Genomic DNA, 19,730 nt, shown 5'->3' on the forward strand with positions numbered 1-19,730 from the left:
TAAAATACATTATGACCATCATGGAAAAATTTATTCGATTCACCAAAAATTAAAGGTTGTTAGGATAACGGAATAGTGCCACAGCCATCAAAAGGATACCAGTTGGGAAAAAGTAGCATTCCGGCCGCCCTACTATAAAAATAATGTACTCTCCCCAAGAAACCCCGACAGGCAAAAAGTTCATATAGGCAATAATGGATACACCGCCTGATACGGCCAGTCCAAACCCAGTCAAAAAAAGAAAAATCAGTACCATTACCCACCCACCTCGGCTTGTCCACTGCATTCATTACAGTTTATGCGTGAGACTGTGATTCATGATAATTGTCTCGATTTTTGACAAGGGGTGATGGGCGTACTGGTTATAGTTGAACCCGTATCATTTCAGCTGCCATCACGCATTATTCGGCAAGATTTGGTATGTATCTGGCCACTTCTCTCGATATTCACGGTCGTTTCGCCGGTAGTCCCGGTGTTTCGTGTTAACGTAAAAAAACTGACCGCCTGAACAGTCAGTTTTTTCCGCTATTACTGTTATTGATATTTTTTAAAAATCAGTGTGGCATTATGTCCGCCAAATCCAAGTGAATTGCTCAAAACAGTATTAATCGCCTGTTTTCGCGATTCATTCGGGACATAATCAAGATCACAGTCCGGATCTGGTGTCTCGTAATTCATCGTTGCCGGAATAATCCCATCATCGATTGCTTTAACGGAAATCACCGACTCCAAGCCGCCAGCAGCTCCAAGCAAATGACCGGTGACACTTTTCGTTGATGAAACAGCCAATTTCCTAGCATGATCACCGAAAACATCTTTGATGGCCTGTGTTTCAAATTTATCATTCAAAGCTGTACTTGTTCCATGGGCGTTGATGTAGTCAACCTCATCGAATGATAGGCCCGCATCTTGAACAGCCTGCTGCATCGCACGCGCAGCACCTTCACCATTTTCTGCGGGTGCCGTAATATGATAGGCATCTCCCGTTGCGGCATAGCCGACAATTTCGCCATAGATGTGAGCACCGCGTTCAAGAGCTGATTCCAATGTTTCCAGAACCAGAATACCGGCACCTTCTCCCATGACAAATCCATCACGGTCTTTATCAAACGGGCGGCTTGCTTTCTCCGGATGTTCATTTGTCGTTAATGCCTTCATGGCAGAGAATCCGGAAAATGCTAGGCTTGTGATAGGCGCTTCTGTCCCGCCGGCAATCATAAAGTCAGCGTCACCGCGTTCAATCGCCTTGTACGCGTCACCAATTGAATTGGCACCGGAAGCACAGGCCGTTGTCGTACAGGAATTGATCCCTTTTGCCCCCATCTGAATGGATACCTGTCCGGCAGCCATATCTGGAATCATCATGGGTACGAAAAATGGACTGATCCGGCGCGGTCCTTTTTCCATAAGTTTTGTATGCTGATCTTCCAGCGTTGCCATGCCGCCAATACCGGAACCGACCCAGACACCAACACGATCAGCATTGTTTTCATCAATCTTGAGATCCGCATCGTTAACGGCCATACGGGCTGCAGCCACCGCATACTGGGTAAACAAATCCATCTTTCTGGCATCTTTTTTTCCCATGTAGTTGGTCGGGTCAAAATCCTTCACTTCAGCAGCTGTCGATGCCGGCAATTCGTCGTGCTCGACCCGGGTGATAAAATCGATTCCGCTTTTTCCGGATACGACATTGTCCCACATTGTTGCGACGTCGTTACCATTGGGGGAGATCGTTCCCAGACCGGTAACAACGACTCTTCTTTCCACCATTTCCACTCCTCCTATCGACTCCTGAATCTTAAAGGCCCCAGCGCAAGGCGACAGCACCCCACGTCAGCCCACCGCCGAAACCAACGAGAACGAGTAAATCATTGTCTACTATTTTACCATTTTTGACGGCTTCTGATAAAGCAATTGGAATGGAAGCGGAAGACGTGTTGCCATATCGTTTGACTGACGTGGCCATTTTATCTTCAGCAATACCCAACCGTTCGCGAGCCGCTTCCATAATGCGGATATTCGCTTGATGCGGTACGAGATAATCCACATCTTCTTTTTGACACCCGGCCTTCTCCACAACATTGACGGATGATTCCGGCATTTGCCTGACAGCAAATTTAAACACTTCCCGTCCATTCATGAAAAGAAAGTCTGTTTCCTTATCCTGATAGAGTTCTTTCCCACCTGAACCATCGGCGCCAAGTTCGAATGAAAGGATTCCTTTCCCCTCCGAAACTGGACCGATAATAGCTGCTCCCGCTCCGTCACCGAACAGGACACACGTATTCCGGTCAGTCCAATCAGTAATTTTGGAAAGCTTTTCAACACCTACGACTAAAACATTTTGGTAGGCATTCGTTTCAATAAATTGTTTCGCGGTGATGACACCGTACATAAAACCGGCACACGCGGCACTGACATCCAATGCCGCCACTTTCCTTGCCCCCAGCCGCTCCTGCAGCATACACGCAACAGATGGAAATGGTGTGTCCGGTGTCACCGTCGCAACGAGGATCATGTCAAGATCCTCAGCTTTCATCCCTGCTTCCGCCAGCGCATTTTGTGCCGCATAAAAAGCCATGTCGGATGTGTCCGTATCATCTTTTGCAATTCGTCGCTCTTCAATCCCGGTTCTCGTCCGGATCCATTCATCATTCGTGTCCACGATCTTTTCGAGGTCTTTATTTGTGACAACATCGTCCGGTACAAAATGTCCCGTACCTAACAGTCCAACGCCCATATTCCCATCTCCTTATCACTATGGTTAAAAAACGCAATTCAAAAAATCTGGTTCACTTTTTGAACCCACATTAACAGCAATTCTTATGACTTGGTACTAATTTTAATGCATCTTCTGCTATTGTGCAAGACTGATTTAATTTGCTGTGCGTTCGTTAGGCAATAACCCCGTGTCTTGATAGGCTTCAATCTCTTCCTGCATCAGTTTCTGAAAATTCCCGGGTACATCCGCACTGAATTTACCCAGTGAAATCATATCGTCCTGAAAGTCGAACGTCAGCACACCACCGCGAAGATCTCCCTCATTAAATTTTTCGGCTGCCAGCTCATACAATTTTTCAACATGCTGGACGGTACTTGTTAGGACAGCCTTTTCCGCTAGTTTCGCCTGATCGGACACATAGCCAACCGCGTATATCCCGTCATCACTTGCCTGTTCAATGACTGCCGTGCTGTACGCGTTCCCGGCTGGGTAAACAACATCTGTCCCTTCTTTCCTTAACGTCTCATATACGTCCATAGCCTTACCTTTGCCATCCCAGTCATTAACATAGTTAAAGTGCACGTCCGCCTCCGGATTCTGATATGTCACACCTTCATAAAATCCTTCTATTTCCGGCTGCCACTCAAAAGCACCAATAACACCGGCATGATTTGATTCGGTCATCTCACCTGCCAGCATTCCGGCAAAAAACCCCATGGCATGTGCATTAAAATTTAAGCTGGTGACACCTTCAGCAAATTGTCCGCCATTGAAATAAACAAAATGGACGCCCGGATATTCCTCGGACATCTCCTCGAAAAAATTTCCATATGTACTGCTGTGCCCGAATATTAGATTCACGCCATCATTGACGAACGTGTCAACTGCTTCCCGTACGTCTGCTTCCGTCCGGACACCTTCTTTGTAAAACACATCGGTATTAAACGTTTCCTCAATTGCCAGCAGCCCTTCATAACCCTTTTTGTTCCAGGGTTGATCATGAATGGATGTTTCCACCAGCAGCCCGGCATTTTGTAAATTGCCTGAGTCACCAACAAGACTGCAGCCGGCTAATATAAATATGAACACGATGGGTATCATTATCAAAAACTTCTTCACATTTCCACTCCATTTCCGGAAATTGATTAGCCTGTCCCTTTCATTATAACGACTGGGCTCATAACGGTATACACGCACAGCCATTACAGTTTCATGACATCAATAAAATCGTTTATAACGTTCATAGTGATTTCTGACGATGGCAACACTTTCCTTTATGGGTCTATTGTTCCGTATATAGACGGAATTTTCAAGTTTTACTTGCTCTGTTTTCTGATCGTGAGCGGATCTAATCTCCAAAACCGGTGGCAGCCCTGAAGCATGAAGGCATTGTTCCAGGCTTTTTGCAACATTGGTCACATAAACTGCTTCAGCCATAAAACGATCCGAATCAAATGGAATAAAATCATCGTGGGCATAGATGCCTTTCTGATCCATTGGCATCCATTCCCCGAATATGAGCGGCCATTTAATGGTCACGTTCCCACCTTTCTCTAGGACCAATTCATGATCGAAGACGCGAATGACCGCATCATATGTTTGTTCGGATTGTGAGATGACTGTATGTGAGAACGATTCATTTCGACCAACAAACATGGACAGATGCCCCTTCTTCGCCGTGTTCAAGTCGTCAATCCCATCAATTTCAAACCCCTTTTCCAGCAAATAATTGGTGACATGAAAGCCAATCCAGTGAAAGCAATTTTCGATCAACAAAACCATCTCATTCATCTCCCCCGTTGGAAACTTGGCTAATCGTTAACCATTTGTCGTCCAAAAGCCACGTTGCACTAAGGCTAGACGGGAACGTTTTAGACGTTTTTCCGCCAAAATAAACCCTTTCATTTTTAAATCTGATTTGATAGACTGTAATAGGAAAGTTTATAAAAATGAGGTGTCGTAAACATGCGATTCTTGTGGCCACTTGTCTGGGCATTTCTAATCAGTTGTGTTATTTCATATGTATTAATCAGCATGGCCGGTAATGAATTTGAATTCGGAAGCACTCTGATGGCAACAATCGTCATCACGCTTGCTGTCTTTGTATTGGGCGAGGGTGTATTAAAAAGTGGACGTGAACATTAGGGAGCAAAACCGAATAAAGGGCGCGTTTAATTGAGAAGAACCCTTGCCTTCAACGTCATGATGGCAAGGGTTTCGTAATGACCACTATTTCAGGGACTGCTGTTGGGTTGTTCGGATAAAGGAATCTATGACGAATGGGTTAGTACCATGGCAGCGTACTCAAGGCCGTTAATGCGGCTAATGGAAGCACAAACCGGTTGAATCTTCTCGGACGGCCGTAACCACCGTAACCTGGATAGCCGCCATAACCACCGTAACCATATCCGTAGCCGGGGAAGCCATATCCGAAGCCGCCAAAGTCAAATGGGCGATGATGCCAATTCTTTTGATGTTGATCATATCCTGCCATATGATCACCCTGACCTATTGGGACTGCCATATAGACATATTCGTCATCCAAACCGGTAATAATGCCATCGACTTGCGAGCCGTCATTCATTTCGGCAAGCACGTAGGAATGCATATGCTTTTTACACAGATCATACATATGTTGATGATTATAATTCATTATTTTTCAACCTCCTCGCTACCCAGCCTATTCATATGCCTATAGGTTAGTGACATGTCCGGGGTTGAAATTCAAGTATTCTGGGAGGTAATCAAATGGAAACCATCGAGGCCTTCTGGCTATTGGTTAAATATATTGTTCTTGGTCTGCTACAGGGTTTCACGGAACCAATCCCGATTTCTTCAAGCGGCCATCTCGTCATTGTCAGAGAGCTTTTTGACGTGGGAATTGAAGGCCTTTCGTTTGAAATCATGGTGAATTTCGGATCCCTGATAGCGGTACTGGTGATTTACCGAAAGGACATTTACCGGCTCGTGGAAAACAGTATCCGCTACATCACAACACGGGCTGACGATGCCAAAGATGATTTTCATTTTGTGTTATGTTTGGTCATTGCTACGATTCCAACCGGGATCATCGGTCTGTTGTTTGAAGATTATATTGAAAGTCGACTAAGTGGGGTTGCGGTTGTCGGCGTAACACTACTGATTACAGGCGCAGCTTTATGGATCATCCGGAATCTGCGAGGGCGTAAAAATGACGGCGGCATTACCGTGCGAGATGCCATTATCGTTGGACTGGCCCAATCCGTGGCACTCGTACCCGGTATCAGCCGCTCGGGTGCCACGATTGTTGCGGCCATGCTTGTCGGAATGAAAACCGAGACAGCATTGCGGTTCTCATTTTTGCTGTACATACCGGTAAGCCTTGGTATCACCGTATTGTCGGCCGGTAAACTGATTGGAGGCGATAGTGATTTCAGCGTTGTAGCTATCCCGTCGGTCCTGGCGTTTGCAGCTTCCATTATTGCCACCTACTATGCTTTAAGGTGGTTCATGAACATTATGGCAAAAGGCAACCTGAAATATTTTGCCTATTATTGTTTCGCGGTTGGAATTCTCGTTATCCTGTTTTTATAAAGCCAGTTGGATCAGTGATTCCGGCCCGAGTTACAATCCCTCCACATGGGTGAATGCACCACAAGTGGAGGGATGTTTTTATGGCAAAAGTCCAGGATGAAACAAACTCGGATAAATCACCATCAAAAAAGCTTCTAACCGCTGATTAGTTAGAAGCTTTATCTGTTCTTTCACGCCTGTGCTGCTCACGCCACGCTTTTGGAATATAAACGCAATACGGCTCACTTTCCATATAATCGCCTGTCACGTTATAGGCACGTGATCGTGATCCGCCGCATACATGCCGGAACTCGCATACACCGCACTTCCCTTTATATTTATCCGGATTCCTGAGATTTTGAAAGACGTCGGATTCGCGATAAATCGTTGGAAGTGGTGTCTGGCGTACATTTCCCGCTTTAATGGGCAACAGACCACTCGGATAAACATCACCGGTATGAGAAATAAAGACAAACCCATTTCCATCATTGACGCCTTTAGGTGCACGGCCCAAGCCGTCAATTTGGCTGGTTTTGCCGCTCATCAAAGCATCTTCATAACGGATTGTGTCATCATTGTTTTGATTCTCGCGTATCTTGCCCTGTATAACCACACGTCGATAGTGCTGCGCTGCTGTTGTTTTGATATCAAACGGTACACGCTTGGAAAGTTTATACAGCCAGCGCAATACCTTTTCATGTTCAGCCGGGGAAATCATGTCACTTTCTTTTCCACGTCCGGTCGGTACGAGGAAAAAAACACTCCAGAGTACACAATTCAAATCCTCCACCATTTCAGCCATTTCATCCAAATAAGCCACATTATATCGGGAGATGACCGTATTGATTTGAAGGGGCATTTCCAATTCATGCAAATACGTTATCGCATTCATCGTTAAATCAAACGACCCTGATGTACCGCGAAAATAATCATGAACATCGGCACAGTGACCATCAATGGAAAATGCCCATCTTGACAGCCCGACATCCTTTGCTTGTTGCATGGCTTCTTTTGTGACATTCGGTGTGGCAGATGGTGTCATGGAAACGCGGACACCTTTTTTGACGGCATATTCGGCAATATCAAATACATCCGGACGCATCAGCGGATCTCCGCCGGTAAACACCAGCATCGGGTTATCCATTTCATAAATATCGTCAATCAGTTTTTTACCCTCTTCAAATGAAAGTTCCAGTGAATGCCGGTTGTATTGTGCTTCGGCACGGCAATGCAGGCATTTTAATTCACAGGCACGGGTCAACTCCCAAATGACGATGAACGGATTTTCATTGTAGTCTCTCGGAAACATGACGACTCCTCCTAAATGATTGCTGCATCAAGTGTAAATTTTTAATCACGTTAAGAGGTGTGACAAACGTCACTTATTCTGCTTTTGTCACAAAACGATCATAAGGAAACCTTCGAAAAGTATCCCAGAGGCAGCTGTTACGATTTTTTGCCGATTGCCACGCGCCACATAGACGGGCCCTGCTCCAGGTATTCCCACGAAAAGCGCCCTTCACGTTCAATCAAAAACTGATAATGCAGTGGTCGTGGATCGTGATCATTGGAAAGCTCCATAAATTCTCCCGGTTCCAATCCGTCAAATACCTCAAAAATTTTCGGGTGTCTATGCCGCGGGTCGATCTCGGGTGCGTGTATTTTTGCCGTAAATTGCGTGTCATTCATGTCTACCCCTCCATTTTCAAATGATTTTGCTTCAGCAACTTCATCATAGTAGCTTGACGTCCTGGCTGCTGTGAGGGAGAACACCCCCAGTGTATGATATTGATCACGCTTACCAGGATTGTCACCATTTACAGCCATATCTGCTCGTCGGTTATGTTACAGTATAAATAGAAATGGATGGATGGACTGATCCTGTATCTGTTACGCATAAAAAGGAGTGAACGTCGTGAATATAAGTACCATTCAGGGACTGCTCCAGAAAGTCCCATTATTCAAAGATCTGACGGATGATGAGATGGAACCGATTATTGAACTGGCCAAACATCGCGTGTACCGGCATGGCACACACATATTCATGCAAGGTGATCCCCTGACAAATGTCTACTTTATTCACCAGGGAAAAATCAAAATCTATAAAACCGACTTTCATGGCAGGGAGCAAATTGTAAATGTCCTCCAGCCGGGTGACATGTTCCCGCATCAGGGATTTTTCAGGCAAGATGACTATCCGGCACACGCCGAAGTATTGGAAGACGCGGTTTTAATCTATATTCCGATTCAATCATTTGAACACTTCCTGGTTAACCATCCGGAAATCTGCATAAAGCTGTTCCGGGTGCTTGGCGACATCATTGTTGATTTACAGGGGCGCCTAGAAGAAAAAATCCTCCATAACACATATGAACAAATTATTATGCTGCTACTTCGTCTTTCTCGAGGCTATGGAAAAGAGACGAACGACGGCTTGATTAAGCTCACAACTCAATTTACCAACCGCGAACTCGCCAATATGATCGGTTCAAGCCGGGAAACGGTCAGCCGGACACTGACCCAGCTGAAAAAACAAAATCTGGTCACAACCGATAAATCCGGTGCGATCCTTCTCGATACGGATGCACTTGAAGATGAATTGTTTTGAAGGGAAAGATCATCCAGTGGGGGTGGTCTTTTTTCTGGCGATATAGTGATAGCGTCCTTTTCGTGTTGATGTTGTCACTTTCCGGGTTGATGCGCTCGATTTCGGGTTGATATTCCCGTGCTTCTATCGATACCCGCGCAGTTCTGTTAATTCTCTGGCTCTTCTGCCGATGCTTCTGTCCCTCTGCTAAGGCTTCCTCTCATCTAACTATGACAAAATTGTGGCACAACAAAAACGATGTGACACACATCACTTCTGTCATCATTGAAAATCATTATCATGAGATTAGATTCCTTCAACAAATGAGGTGATGTTGTGCCAAAACAGGAAACCATTATAGAGCTGGATGTACGCGAAGATTTGGCCATGAAAAAAGAACCGTTTGACAAAATCATGGGGGCTGTAAAGAGCTTAAACGAAGGGGAAGCTTTTATCCTACATGCACCATTCAATCCCCTACCACTTCATAAAATCTTGAATCGGCGTGGCTTTACCTATGAGGCTGAAAAGGTGAAAAAGAAACATTGGAAAGTCATTTATACCATGAAAGCAGGTGCTGAAAAATGACGATTGATAACCGGGGGTTGGAACCGCCACAGCCAATGATGCGTACATTGAAAGCACTGGACAAACTGAACAGTGGTGAGTCACTCGCTATCATAAATGACCGCCGTCCATTGTTTTTATATGAAGAGCTGGATGATCGTGGGTATGCGCACGAAACAGAAGCACAGGAGGATGGAAGTTTCAAAATAACGATAACGAAATCTGGTGATTAGTATGATACCTGGCGGAAGCATGCAGACAACGACAAACATTAAGCTGCCTCTCGCCTTTATCCTGTACGCCCTTGCAGCTCTTGTCATCTCTCAAATCGTCTTGTTTATTAATAACGATATCCTGGCGCTGGGTCAATTCCGGATCCCGGACATTTGGATGGGTGCCCATTTTCTTTTACTCGGCTATGCAGCCATGGTCGCTATGGGTGCCATGTATCAGCTTGTACCCGTCGCTTTACTGACACCGATTTGGAGTCAGACATTTGGCTATATGCAGTTTATCATCACTGCTGCTGGTGTGACAGCCTTTTCCATCCTGCTGGGAACGGCGCCTGACCTGGCATTATACGGTGGTTTTATTACCATTATCGGGATTCTTATGTTTCTTATACAAATGGCCAAGTCCATAGCTAAACAAGAAAACAAAAATATGATGACCGCCTTTATATCAGCTGCCATCATTTGCTTGTTCCTGACCATTGCTGCCGGATTCCTGCTGGCCTGGAACCTGTCCATCGGCGGAATTGGAAGCCACAACGCGATCCTTTCTGCTCATATCGCGCTTGGTGTATCCGGTTGGTTCACGCTTTTGATTTTCGGGTTTTCCTATAAACTTGTGCCGATGTTCAGCCTGTCACACGGCTATGCAATGAAATGGGCAAAACCCGCCTTCACGACTTATATCGCCGGACTGGTCATTCTGATCGGCTCGTTTTGGGCAGGCATGAAGCTGTTTGAAACAATCGGCTGGTTTTTACTCTTGGCTGGATTCTTTTTCTTTGTGCTTGATATACGGGAAATGCTCGCCAAACGCATGAAGAAAAAACTTGATAAACCTTTTTCATTTTCATTGGTCGCGATCATGAATGGGCTTGGTGTGCACATGCTGGCTTTCGTTTATAGTGTTTATGGCATTCAGGAAACGACTGTTTGGGGATGGCTCATCTTTTTATATGTCATGGGCTGGGTCATTTTCAGTATTTTCGGCTATTTATATAAAATTGTCCCGTTTTTATGGTGGACCCATAAATATTCCAACAAAATCGGTAAGGAAAAAGTTCCGACGTTAAAAGACATGATCAATGAAAAACACAGTGTCATCCTGTTCACGCTGTTTATTATCAGTGTAGCTGGGCTGACCGTAAGTGGACTGCTCTATCTTAGTATGCTGGTCTGGCTTTTTCAGGATCTGCTCACTTTAACGTCGTTGTTATACGTATTATCGATTTTACGTGTCTTGGTTAAGTGAAATCAAAAAGGAGATGAGTCCCATGTCACTTGAAAGTAAAGTCGATGCGGCTCTATTTGAAGTGATTGATCCGGAGCTTGACATTAATGTGATGGACCTCGGTCTGGTGTATGGTGTAGGGGTTGATGACGACGCTAATGTCAGCATTGTCATGACACTCACGACACCCGGCTGTCCCATGCACGACAGTATCAAAACCGGTGTGAAACATCGCGTCAGCCAAATAGAAGGTGTTGGGGATGTCACGATTGATCTCGTTTGGGAGCCTGCCTGGACCCCTGCCGAGATGAGTGACCGGGCTAAAGAGATGCTCGGATTTGCCTGAAACAGCAGCCGGAGAAAGCAAGTGGTTCTTTCTCCGGCTGCTTTTTACAGTTGCTTTACGTCAACTGAATTTTTGTGTATGTTTGTTGTTTTTTGCAAAAAATGCAACCATGACATTGAAAAAAATAGGCGGTAAACTCCATAACAGGAATCCCCAGTTATTCGTCAGAAGCGAAAGAAACAAAAAGAAAACGAGAGCTACACTTGAAATAATGACAGTAATCTTCTGGTATTTATTCATCTTTCACACCCCTTCCACTGTCGAATGGTTCAAATCATTCATTTAATCATACCCAGCTAAAACAGAGTGCTTGAACAAACCTCAATCCTGCTTAACGATTTTAAAGTGATCCCTTATCCCCCGCTCACCGGTGGGATAAAGGCGACAACATCGCCACTTTTTAACACGGTATCTTCCCGGGAATATTCCTCATTGACCGCTGTCATGGCGTGATCCAAATTGGCGAAGTCATACGAAGACGCAAGTTTTGTTTTCAGCTCACCCACCGACAGACCAGCTGCGTCTAGGCTTACCTGCTCACTTCCCGCGGCTTCCTGCAGTTCAGCAAACAATAACACATTAATCATCACGCATTTCCTCCTCGCTTGGAATCCTGTCGTCATAAGCCGTCTTTTCTTTCTGATCCCCAATCCACTGTGTACCGTCTTCCCAGTGTTCCTTTTTCCAGATCGGCACAATTTCCTTAATCCGCTCAATTGCATAGCGACTCGCTTCAAAGGCATCTTTTCTGTGCGGCGTCGAAACGGCGATAACCACCGCTGTATCCGTGATTTCCAGCCGGCCGATCCGGTGCGCAATCGCCGTATCAGTGTTACCCCATTTTTCCTGGATTTCCTCGCCGATTTGTGCCAGTATCTTCTCAGCCATCGGCACATAAGCCTGGTACTCAAGAAAAAGGGTACGCTTTCCATTTGTAAATTCACGGACGGTACCAATAAATGTGTTCACTGCACCCGCTTCATTCCGAACCACTTTTTCAATACAGTCATTCGGGTCGATCGGCTCTTCTGTCATCCAATATTTTTTTGCCATTATATACCCCTTCGTATGTATGAAGCTATTGTATGTATATCTTTCTGTAGATTATTCATATGAAACACAGGATATTCCGGGTTCTCCAGCAAATTCATATCCCAAGTCCCTACTGCTATTATAGTCGAAACCTCATGTAAAAGCGACAAATCTTCTTCGTTTTTTAGCAAAACAATTTTGGGATAGGTTGCCTGTTTAAAGCCCTCCATAAGCAATATGTCGAGCGTGAACATTTGATACAGCTGAATCAAATCATCCAATTCAAACGGCATCGTCATCGTCAGCTGGGTCATTCCTTCTCCCTGGACACCGCTCATAAGGGATCCGGATTCCAGATGTTGTTGGCTGTCCGTTCCATCGGTCATATCCGGTTCACCGCCGTGACCATGATGCTTTAACGATCCGACCCTAATCCGTTCATCCGAATAATGGCGGATCAATTGATTCATCACCGTCGTTTTACCCGCATTTTTATGACCGACAATCTGACAAATTTGCATTAAAACAGCTCCAATGTTATAAGAAAAACTCGGCTCCCGCCTCGTCTTTCTAGAGGTCAAAGGCCGGAAGTCAGATTTGAAGAAATCGGCGAACCAGCCGATTTCACGATTGAAGACTTCACCTGAAATGTTATACTTTATAATCTTATAAAAAAAGGCCGATCCATATCATGAATCAACCTTCTGCCTTTAGTGGCTGATAAAGCCGAAAACTGTCCGTCTTTTAAAACTTGCCCGATTAATCAGGAATACCGAGTGCGATTTTGGCATAGCGTGACATTTTGTCTTTGCCCCATGGCGGATCCCAGACGATATTCACTTCAGCTTGCTCGACTTCAGGAATATCGGCAAGTGCGCGCTTGACGTCCTGTTCAATATGGCCTGCCAGCGGACAGCCCATTGCTGTCAGTGTCATGGTAACCGTGCAGACGCCTTCATCATCCAGATCGGCGCCATAGATTAAGCCAAGATTGACAATGTCAATACCCAGCTCAGGGTCGATAACGTTCTCAAGCGCACCCATAATATTTTCTTCGAGAGCTGCTTCCATGACCTTCCCTCCTTCAATCTTCATACTCTTATTTAAACATATTTCATACCTGTTTTTAAATGATTTATATCACACTTCATTTCCACAGGATGTGGTGACATCGCATGACGCGTCGGATTATTCGAAAGTCCACGCGTAATGGCGTCATTTTCACCGGACTTTTCGGACACCCTATAAATGCTGTTTAAACCATATCAGTGTCTCTAGTATAGCATAGCGACTCACTTTATGATCGCGATTGGCTTCGTTGATAAATCGGATATCTTCCGCATTGTCATAATGCGATCTGGCTTCGTCATAAAATGTGCGGGAATGATCAAACGGCACCACCGAATCATTTTCACCGTGCCAGAACAAGACCGGTCGTTTATCAAGCTTATCAATTTGTTTGGACAGGTCATATGGTTCCAATTGGGTGTATAACTGCTCAATCATGGCTTCTGTGACAGGCAATTCGCCCATATCCTTAAAACTGTCCACTAATGATTTGGCATAAGTCGTTAGTTTGGGTGATCCCATCAATATGCCGGCTGTTTTGATCCATGAATACTGTGTCAGCGCCGCAGCCGTGGTAATTCCGCCCATGCTTGTCCCGGCTATGCCAAAACGACCATCCAGAATAAAATTGTCGTTATCCAGTTCTGCTTTGATCGCCTGCAGCTCCTTAACATTCTGCATGACGATGTCCCAAAATGCGACTTGCTTTTTCTCACTGGCAATTCCCTGTTCGCGTTCGCCATGGTACATGCTGTCGGGAAGAATAACCCTATATCCTTCCTCAGCCAACAGATAGGCGAGCGGTAAATTATGTTCTTTTGCACTGGTAAAACCGTGAAAATAAATCATCGTTGGCAGTGCATCATGTTCTTTTGTATGATCGGCAATCATTAAACATGGTATAGTGGCAATGGTTTTACGTAATACTCCTATCATGCTTGAGGTTCCCTTCCTGAAAAATTGTTGTACCATATATCATAATATGACGTTTTTGCAAATTGCAAACGAATGCTTTACATATCGTATCGACACCTATAAACTAAAGGGCAGACGAGGTGAAATAAATGGAAAAGAAACGACATTTGATCGCGCTGGATCTTGACGGAACACTTCTGACCGATGATAAACAAATCAGTCTGCATAACAGGCAGACGATTGAAAAAGCCATCAATGAAGGGCATATCGTGGTGATTGCAACAGGTCGGCCGCACCGTGCCAGTATCGACTATTACCACACACTGAAACTTGATACGCCGATGGTTAATTTCAATGGTGCCTTAATCCATCATCCGACCGATGACAAATGGGACGTCCTGCATAACCCGATGCCTGTCAGAACAGCCCATCGAATTATTGAGGCATGTTATGATTTAAACGTGCGTAACATACTGGCCGAAGTGATGGACAGTGTTTATATGGACCACTACGATGAACAGATTTTGGACATTTTCCAGGCGACAAGACATGATTCACCTTTTACGATCGGAAGCCTGAAAAATAAACTGCAGGACGATCCGACGTCATTACTGATTCACCCGAAAGCGGATAACATTAATCAGCTGCGGAGCCACCTTGATGATTACCACGCCGAACTGATTGAACACCGTAAATGGGGTGCCCCGTGGAATATTATCGAAATCGTCAAAAAAGGACTGAACAAAGCTGTCGGCCTGCAGAAGATTGCGCATTATTATCATATCCCGACAGAACAGATTATTGCATTTGGCGACGAAGATAATGATCTGGAAATGATTGATTATGCCGGTGTTGGCGTTGCGATGGGCAATGCGATCGATGAACTCAAATCAGTTTCGAAACATGTAACGGATACCAATGAAAATGACGGAATCAGCATTTTCCTGAATGATTATTTAAACCTCCAGTCCGATCATGTCAAAGCAGATCAGCGCTAAAAATTTCCTTTCATAACCGGCATGCAGCTGTACAAACTAGGGGTGAACGCGGATAAAGCGTTCACCTCTTTTCATTTTGCTGACTTCAAGCCATACGGAAATCCTGTCGACAAGACACGGTGAATTCCAAGGGAGGAATGACCGGTGGGCAAACAAAGCAAGTCAAGACGGTTCACCCAGCATAGTGCTGATGCCGTCAAAAAGCACGATGAAGTATTTCCGTACAGGTCGCGTTTTTCAGATGTGAAACGCACGCAGAACCATGGTGACCGCTAACAAATAGGAGGGGTTTGAAATGGCACAGCAACCAAATAATAACTTAATGGAACGCGCCAGAAATGCCGTCAACCAATTAACGAATAACCCGGCCAACGCCAATCAGCAGGAACAGCAAGCTGCACAAAATGCGATCCAGGCTGCCAAAAACCAGGCATCCCAGGAAGAACAGCAGCAGCTGCAGCAGCTTGAGCAGCAATTAAGGCAAAGCAATCAATTGCAATAACCCCCGTTGATGCTCAAACGAGGCTGCTCAAATATTGTGTGTTAACGATCCACCATTCATTATTCTGATGAAGCGCGGGATTCTAACATGCAATGAACACCCTTATTCGGTCCTCGAATAAGGGTGTTTCCCTTTTCGTCATTTTTCTGTTAGAATACAGGCAAGTATGGATTACGATGGAGGGAAAAATAATGGGAGTAAGAGCTGAAGCGACGCCAAATCCGAATGCGCTGAAATTTACAACCGACAGCCTGATTTTTGAAGGTGACAGCAGCATTTCCGTCATGCCGGGTGATACAAGTGAACACGCTATTTTAAATGATCTGATGGCTATTAACGGTGTTGATAATGTATTTGGCTATCAGAATTTTATCACCGTTAACAAGGCCTTTGACGTAGAATGGGATGAATTGCAGCCCCGTGTCATCGAAGTCATTGAAAAATACGGCTACTAATACATAAAGACAGCAATCATTAATTGCTGTCTTTTTTTCATTTCCAACCTTAAGTTTTCACTGCTCATGCGTTTTTCTGTCATTTTCTATAGTATTATCCGGTTTAATCCCGCCTGAAGAAACCGAATATACCTGTTGTCTGGACAATGTTGGTAAAGGCATTCGGGTCCACTTCACCGATGATTCGTTCCAAGTCGTAAAGCTCATAGCGGGTCACGACCAGATACATCATACTTTTATCATCCCTTGTGTACGCTCCCTTGGCCGGGAGAATGGTAATCCCGCGGACCATTGTGTCATGAATGGCTTTTTGCAGTTCTTCAGCCTTGTGGGTGATAATCATGGCGGTCACTTTTTCATGGCGTGTATGGAGCGCATCAATCACACGGGTTGTCACATACAATGTTAGTAAGGTGTACAGGGCGTTTTCCGGTTCATACAAAATACCGGCCATGGCAATAATAATAGCATTCAGGGTCAGGAAATAGGTCCCGATCGGTCTGTCTTTCATCCGGGACAAAACCATTGCCACAATATCCATTCCGCCTGTTGAGGCACCGTGCTTAAGTGTGATCCCAACACCTGCACCACCGAGAACACCGCCGAACACAGCATTTAATATAATGTCTTCAGACAGCGCGACAACCGGCAGGAACTCCAGGAAAAACGTCGTGACCAGAACCGAAACGACACTGTAAATGGTAAACCCTTTGCCGACCTTATACCAGCCTAATATGATGACGGGAATATTCAATACAAACAATATAATACCGGTTGAAAGACCCATTTCCAGAAAATCATTAAAAATGCTGGATATTAGCTGTGCTGCACCCGTAAAGCCGCTCGCATACACATTGGCCGAAATCAGGAAAAAGTTCAGTGACAAAGCATTCAACACAGCACCAAATATCACAATGACAATTCTTTTTGCTTCTACTAAGAACATAAATTCCCTCCTTTTTCCAGCATGCACGATTATTTTTTATCACTGTTTTTTGACTATTCTTCTATATAGCTTTAAACTTAAGCTAATACTATTTCCTGCGAATGAAGGTGACAAAATGACAATTAAAATTCTTGCGGATTCTGCATGTGACTTGTCCGAGACTCATTATAAAACATATGACATTGAAATGACACCATTAACCGTCCATCTTAACGATCAAGAATATAAAGATGGTATTGACATTAAGCCAAAAGAAGTGTATGACGCCATGCGGGAAGGAAAAAGTCCAAAAACATCCCAAGTATCGCCACAAACCTTTAAAACGATTTTTACATCCTATGCCGAAACAAATCAACCATTAGTGTATCTTGCCTTCTCTTCAGAACTATCAGGTACATACCAGACTGCCAAAATGATGGAACAGGAAGTGAAGGAAACCTACCCGGAAGCTGAACTTCATGTGATCGATACAAAATGCGCATCAATCGGATACGGGCTTGTCATTCTTCGTGCCGCCCAGCTTGCCAAAGATGGCGCCAGCAGTGAAGAAATCATTGAAACAGCTGCATACCATGCCAACCACATGGAACATATTTTCACCGTCGATGATCTTGAATACCTGTATCGTGGCGGCCGTGTCAGTAAAACGGCTGCGTTTGTCGGATCCTTTCTAAAAATTAAACCAATTCTTCATGTGGCAGACGGAAAATTGGTTCCACTTGAAAAAATTCGCGGCTCCAAAAAACTCTTAAACCGCATGCTGGAAATCATGGAAGCACGCGGAACTGACTTTTCCAATCAGACAATTGGCATTAGTCATGGGGATGATCTTGAGAAAGCAGAAAAAATGGCGGCTATCATCAAAGAAAAATTCGGTACGGACGATATCCTTATTGAAATGGTTGGATCAACAATCGGTGCACATGCCGGCCCGGGAACGCTTGCTATTTTCTTTCTAAATGATGATTATAAGTAAGCATCAGCTTGATCCGGGTTAATCCCGGATCAGTATTGATTCCAATACGCTATATACCACACAACACGTTCCACAAATCATTTATTCTCGCCTGTATTTTTATTCCGGCGAAAAGCAATCGACAGCAAAATCAGACCTACTGGGATGATGGCACCCATCAAAATATTGAGGGGAACCATAGGATTCAAAGAAAAATTCATTCAGTTCTGCGTAATTGCCGGCAAACAGAATGGCACCGATGCCGATCAACCAGGCTAACGGAATCACCAAAGGCTGGTATGTATCAAGCCGGAAAGCCTGAGCCAATCCTAAGCTTAATCCGTAAAAAAACAAAGCTATGCGAACCATTAAACCAATCGTCCAAAGAATGACTGCAATCGTATCGAATCGGTTAATAACTTCCCCCGCTTCGACATAACGGACTTCTGAAAACGTTGGAAAGGCTAACGTCGCTGCCTGTTCAGCACCGAATAAAGCGACAGGACCAGTAACTGGACCAAGAAAAAAGATTAAGGTAACGATCGCCACGCCTGTACCTGTTTTTACCAATTTTTTCGGGTGTTGAACATAAGGAAGAATCATACCCATAATCACAAATTCACCGAACCAGGCCATAACCGACAGGGACCCGATTGTAACAGGGAGTACACCATTGCTCATGATCGGTAGCAGATTGGTGTAGTCTTTCTTATCTCCCATTGTCAGAAAAACGACTGCCACCGCAACGACCACCAGGAGTATTAACATTATCTGGTTAAGTCTTCCCAGGGTCTCCAAACCCAAATACACGATATAGGCAGCTAACAGCAAAATCACTGTAACGAGTGCCCAAATAGGTGTCTTATCTATAATAAGTTTGTAGGATTCCGCAAACAATCTTGTTCCTAGGGCCGCCATGATAAAAAAGTAAACCAGATAAAGGACTCCGATGATTTTTCCCGGCCATGAGAAATACTGAAATAGAATTTCAATCAGCGTCAGACCCGGGAAGTGCTGCGACAGTTTCACCAATGCAATAATCCCAATCAGCCCCAGGATCGTACCGCCAATGGCTGCAATCCAGGCGTCCTGACGACTTTGCTGGAGTACAACCGTTAACAAAATTAAGTGCCCAATAATCGTTAAGGATGTAATCGCCAGCATTGCAGCTTGAATATTACTTATTCTGCCTTTTTCAATCATAGGTTGTACCTCCTATTTTTATCCCGCATATAACAGACAGTAACCCGCCAAAAGCACGGCGGCTAACTGTCTGTAAATGTCCGATTCTGTTCAACTAACAATCAGCGGGGAAAAGCACCCCACTGATTGAAGTTTCACTATATCCAGCGGGCTTAGCGTATTGAATATGTTAGCTATGGAAGGATCTGACACGTTGTAAATCATCAGTATTCCTAATAAAAACGCTAAACTAATAATCCCAATTTGTATAAATAATATTTTATATTTTTTTCTTTTCCATACAAAGTAGATGAGAGTGTAAAATATTTTGTGTAAATAGAAATGACTAAATGATGTTCATAGAAAAAGGAAGACCCTTTCCTGTAGAATAGAGTTAGCCAACAACATTCACAGAAAAGAGGTCTTCCCTATGAATCAT

The 19,730-nt window shown here is 44.5% G+C and carries 27 protein-coding genes; 12 read left to right on the forward strand and 15 right to left on the reverse strand.

Annotated elements, in window-relative coordinates:
* Window positions 1-49 precede the first annotated feature (49 nt).
* The 5 genes from ACFQ4A_RS00605 to ACFQ4A_RS00625 all read right to left on the reverse strand — a co-directional run bounded on the left by ACFQ4A_RS00605 (window position 50) and on the right by ACFQ4A_RS00625 (window position 4,507).
* A complete protein-coding gene (locus ACFQ4A_RS00605) occupies window positions 50-256 on the reverse strand; it encodes a hypothetical protein (RefSeq protein WP_382396887.1) in 207 nt (68 codons plus the stop codon).
* 278 nt (window positions 257-534) lie between these two features.
* Entirely contained in the window at window positions 535-1,773 is a 1,239-nt protein-coding gene (gene fabF / locus ACFQ4A_RS00610) for a beta-ketoacyl-ACP synthase II (RefSeq protein WP_382396888.1), read from the reverse strand.
* Between the two features lie 28 nt (window positions 1,774-1,801).
* Window positions 1,802-2,743, reverse strand: a complete 942-nt coding sequence (locus ACFQ4A_RS00615) for a beta-ketoacyl-ACP synthase III (protein ID WP_382396889.1) — start codon at window positions 2,741-2,743, stop codon at window positions 1,802-1,804.
* A 135-nt stretch (window positions 2,744-2,878) separates the two neighbouring features.
* On the reverse strand, window positions 2,879-3,844 hold the full coding sequence (locus tag ACFQ4A_RS00620; RefSeq protein ID WP_382396890.1) for a BMP family ABC transporter substrate-binding protein: 966 nt from the start codon (window positions 3,842-3,844) through the stop codon (window positions 2,879-2,881).
* 99 nt (window positions 3,845-3,943) lie between these two features.
* Window positions 3,944-4,507, reverse strand: a complete 564-nt coding sequence (locus ACFQ4A_RS00625; RefSeq protein WP_382396891.1) for a hypothetical protein — start codon at window positions 4,505-4,507, stop codon at window positions 3,944-3,946.
* A 183-nt stretch (window positions 4,508-4,690) separates the two neighbouring features.
* Here ACFQ4A_RS00625 and ACFQ4A_RS00630 point away from each other — a divergent pair, with 183 nt between their 5' ends.
* The gene (locus ACFQ4A_RS00630; protein ID WP_382396892.1) at window positions 4,691-4,870 is read left to right on the forward strand and encodes a DUF2929 family protein; all 180 of its coding nucleotides are present in this window, start codon (window positions 4,691-4,693) and stop codon (window positions 4,868-4,870) included.
* Window positions 4,871-5,009: 139 nt separating this feature from the next.
* Here ACFQ4A_RS00630 and ACFQ4A_RS00635 read toward each other — a convergent pair whose 3' ends face one another.
* Window positions 5,010-5,378, reverse strand: a complete 369-nt coding sequence (locus ACFQ4A_RS00635; RefSeq protein ID WP_382396893.1) for a hypothetical protein — start codon at window positions 5,376-5,378, stop codon at window positions 5,010-5,012.
* A gap of 104 nt (window positions 5,379-5,482) precedes the next feature.
* Here ACFQ4A_RS00635 and ACFQ4A_RS00640 point away from each other — a divergent pair, with 104 nt between their 5' ends.
* On the forward strand, window positions 5,483-6,298 hold the full coding sequence (locus ACFQ4A_RS00640) for an undecaprenyl-diphosphate phosphatase (RefSeq protein WP_382396915.1): 816 nt from the start codon (window positions 5,483-5,485) through the stop codon (window positions 6,296-6,298).
* Between the two features lie 145 nt (window positions 6,299-6,443).
* Here ACFQ4A_RS00640 and ACFQ4A_RS00645 read toward each other — a convergent pair whose 3' ends face one another.
* Complete coding sequence (locus ACFQ4A_RS00645; RefSeq protein WP_382396894.1) at window positions 6,444-7,586, reverse strand: TIGR04053 family radical SAM/SPASM domain-containing protein; 1,143 nt, start codon at window positions 7,584-7,586, stop codon at window positions 6,444-6,446.
* 137 nt (window positions 7,587-7,723) lie between these two features.
* Window positions 7,724-7,966, reverse strand: coding sequence for a DUF2249 domain-containing protein (locus tag ACFQ4A_RS00650; protein ID WP_382396916.1), 243 nt, complete (start codon window positions 7,964-7,966; stop codon window positions 7,724-7,726).
* A gap of 226 nt (window positions 7,967-8,192) precedes the next feature.
* Here ACFQ4A_RS00650 and ACFQ4A_RS00655 point away from each other — a divergent pair, with 226 nt between their 5' ends.
* From ACFQ4A_RS00655 to ACFQ4A_RS00675, 5 genes are all read left to right on the forward strand, one after another.
* Window positions 8,193-8,885: a Crp/Fnr family transcriptional regulator gene (locus tag ACFQ4A_RS00655; protein ID WP_382396895.1), complete on the forward strand. Its 693-nt coding sequence runs from the start codon at window positions 8,193-8,195 to the stop codon at window positions 8,883-8,885.
* Window positions 8,886-9,251: 366 nt separating this feature from the next.
* On the forward strand, window positions 9,252-9,452 hold the full coding sequence (locus ACFQ4A_RS00660) for a DUF2249 domain-containing protein (RefSeq protein ID WP_382396917.1): 201 nt from the start codon (window positions 9,252-9,254) through the stop codon (window positions 9,450-9,452).
* Window positions 9,449-9,664, forward strand: a complete 216-nt coding sequence (locus tag ACFQ4A_RS00665) for a DUF2249 domain-containing protein (protein WP_382396896.1) — start codon at window positions 9,449-9,451, stop codon at window positions 9,662-9,664. Before ACFQ4A_RS00660 ends, ACFQ4A_RS00665 begins: the two co-directional genes overlap by 4 nt.
* A 19-nt stretch (window positions 9,665-9,683) precedes the next feature.
* Window positions 9,684-10,913 carry a hypothetical protein gene (locus tag ACFQ4A_RS00670; protein WP_382396897.1) on the forward strand — a complete coding sequence of 410 codons (1,230 nt, stop codon included), beginning with the start codon at window positions 9,684-9,686 and terminating at the stop codon, window positions 10,911-10,913.
* Window positions 10,914-10,935: 22 nt separating this feature from the next.
* Window positions 10,936-11,238: a metal-sulfur cluster assembly factor gene (locus ACFQ4A_RS00675; protein ID WP_382396898.1), complete on the forward strand. Its 303-nt coding sequence runs from the start codon at window positions 10,936-10,938 to the stop codon at window positions 11,236-11,238.
* A gap of 353 nt (window positions 11,239-11,591) precedes the next feature.
* On the opposite strand, the gene moaD is transcribed toward ACFQ4A_RS00675, so the two are convergent.
* From moaD to ACFQ4A_RS00700, 5 genes are all read right to left on the reverse strand, one after another.
* Window positions 11,592-11,825 carry a molybdopterin converting factor subunit 1 gene (moaD, locus tag ACFQ4A_RS00680; RefSeq protein ID WP_382396899.1) on the reverse strand — a complete coding sequence of 78 codons (234 nt, stop codon included), beginning with the start codon at window positions 11,823-11,825 and terminating at the stop codon, window positions 11,592-11,594.
* A complete protein-coding gene (locus ACFQ4A_RS00685; protein ID WP_382396900.1) occupies window positions 11,818-12,291 on the reverse strand; it encodes a molybdenum cofactor biosynthesis protein MoaE in 474 nt (157 codons plus the stop codon). The genes moaD and ACFQ4A_RS00685 overlap by 8 nt, the downstream gene beginning before the upstream one ends.
* Window positions 12,291-12,791, reverse strand: a complete 501-nt coding sequence (gene mobB, locus ACFQ4A_RS00690; RefSeq protein ID WP_382396901.1) for a molybdopterin-guanine dinucleotide biosynthesis protein B — start codon at window positions 12,789-12,791, stop codon at window positions 12,291-12,293. The genes ACFQ4A_RS00685 and mobB overlap by 1 nt, the downstream gene beginning before the upstream one ends.
* Window positions 12,792-13,029: 238 nt before the next feature.
* Complete coding sequence (locus ACFQ4A_RS00695) at window positions 13,030-13,341, reverse strand: metal-sulfur cluster assembly factor (protein ID WP_382396902.1); 312 nt, start codon at window positions 13,339-13,341, stop codon at window positions 13,030-13,032.
* Between the two features lie 171 nt (window positions 13,342-13,512).
* Entirely contained in the window at window positions 13,513-14,274 is a 762-nt protein-coding gene (locus ACFQ4A_RS00700) for an alpha/beta fold hydrolase (RefSeq protein ID WP_382396903.1), read from the reverse strand.
* Window positions 14,275-14,402: 128 nt separating this feature from the next.
* On the opposite strand from ACFQ4A_RS00700, the gene ACFQ4A_RS00705 reads away from it, so the two are divergent.
* From ACFQ4A_RS00705 to ACFQ4A_RS00720, 4 genes are all read left to right on the forward strand, one after another.
* Window positions 14,403-15,251, forward strand: coding sequence for a Cof-type HAD-IIB family hydrolase (locus ACFQ4A_RS00705; RefSeq protein WP_382396904.1), 849 nt, complete (start codon window positions 14,403-14,405; stop codon window positions 15,249-15,251).
* A gap of 144 nt (window positions 15,252-15,395) precedes the next feature.
* On the forward strand, window positions 15,396-15,527 hold the full coding sequence (locus ACFQ4A_RS00710; RefSeq protein ID WP_382396905.1) for a hypothetical protein: 132 nt from the start codon (window positions 15,396-15,398) through the stop codon (window positions 15,525-15,527).
* A 19-nt stretch (window positions 15,528-15,546) separates the two neighbouring features.
* Window positions 15,547-15,753 (forward strand): DUF3813 family protein, encoded by a 207-nt coding sequence (locus ACFQ4A_RS00715; RefSeq protein ID WP_382396906.1) that lies wholly within the window; start codon window positions 15,547-15,549, stop codon window positions 15,751-15,753.
* A 191-nt stretch (window positions 15,754-15,944) separates the two neighbouring features.
* Window positions 15,945-16,208, forward strand: coding sequence for a NifU N-terminal domain-containing protein (locus ACFQ4A_RS00720; protein WP_382396907.1), 264 nt, complete (start codon window positions 15,945-15,947; stop codon window positions 16,206-16,208).
* A 103-nt stretch (window positions 16,209-16,311) separates the two neighbouring features.
* Here ACFQ4A_RS00720 and ACFQ4A_RS00725 read toward each other — a convergent pair whose 3' ends face one another.
* Complete coding sequence (locus tag ACFQ4A_RS00725; protein ID WP_382396908.1) at window positions 16,312-17,154, reverse strand: YitT family protein; 843 nt, start codon at window positions 17,152-17,154, stop codon at window positions 16,312-16,314.
* 115 nt (window positions 17,155-17,269) lie between these two features.
* Here ACFQ4A_RS00725 and ACFQ4A_RS00730 point away from each other — a divergent pair, with 115 nt between their 5' ends.
* Window positions 17,270-18,130 carry a DegV family protein gene (locus tag ACFQ4A_RS00730; RefSeq protein ID WP_382396909.1) on the forward strand — a complete coding sequence of 287 codons (861 nt, stop codon included), beginning with the start codon at window positions 17,270-17,272 and terminating at the stop codon, window positions 18,128-18,130.
* A gap of 99 nt (window positions 18,131-18,229) precedes the next feature.
* On the opposite strand, the gene ACFQ4A_RS00735 is transcribed toward ACFQ4A_RS00730, so the two are convergent.
* Window positions 18,230-19,312 (reverse strand): GerAB/ArcD/ProY family transporter, encoded by a 1,083-nt coding sequence (locus tag ACFQ4A_RS00735; protein ID WP_382396910.1) that lies wholly within the window; start codon window positions 19,310-19,312, stop codon window positions 18,230-18,232.
* Between the last annotated feature and the right edge of the window lie 418 nt (window positions 19,313-19,730).

This window comes from Lentibacillus salinarum, from assembly GCF_042679865.1.
In the GTDB taxonomy this organism is placed as follows: domain Bacteria; phylum Bacillota; class Bacilli; order Bacillales; family Amphibacillaceae; genus Lentibacillus; species Lentibacillus salinarum.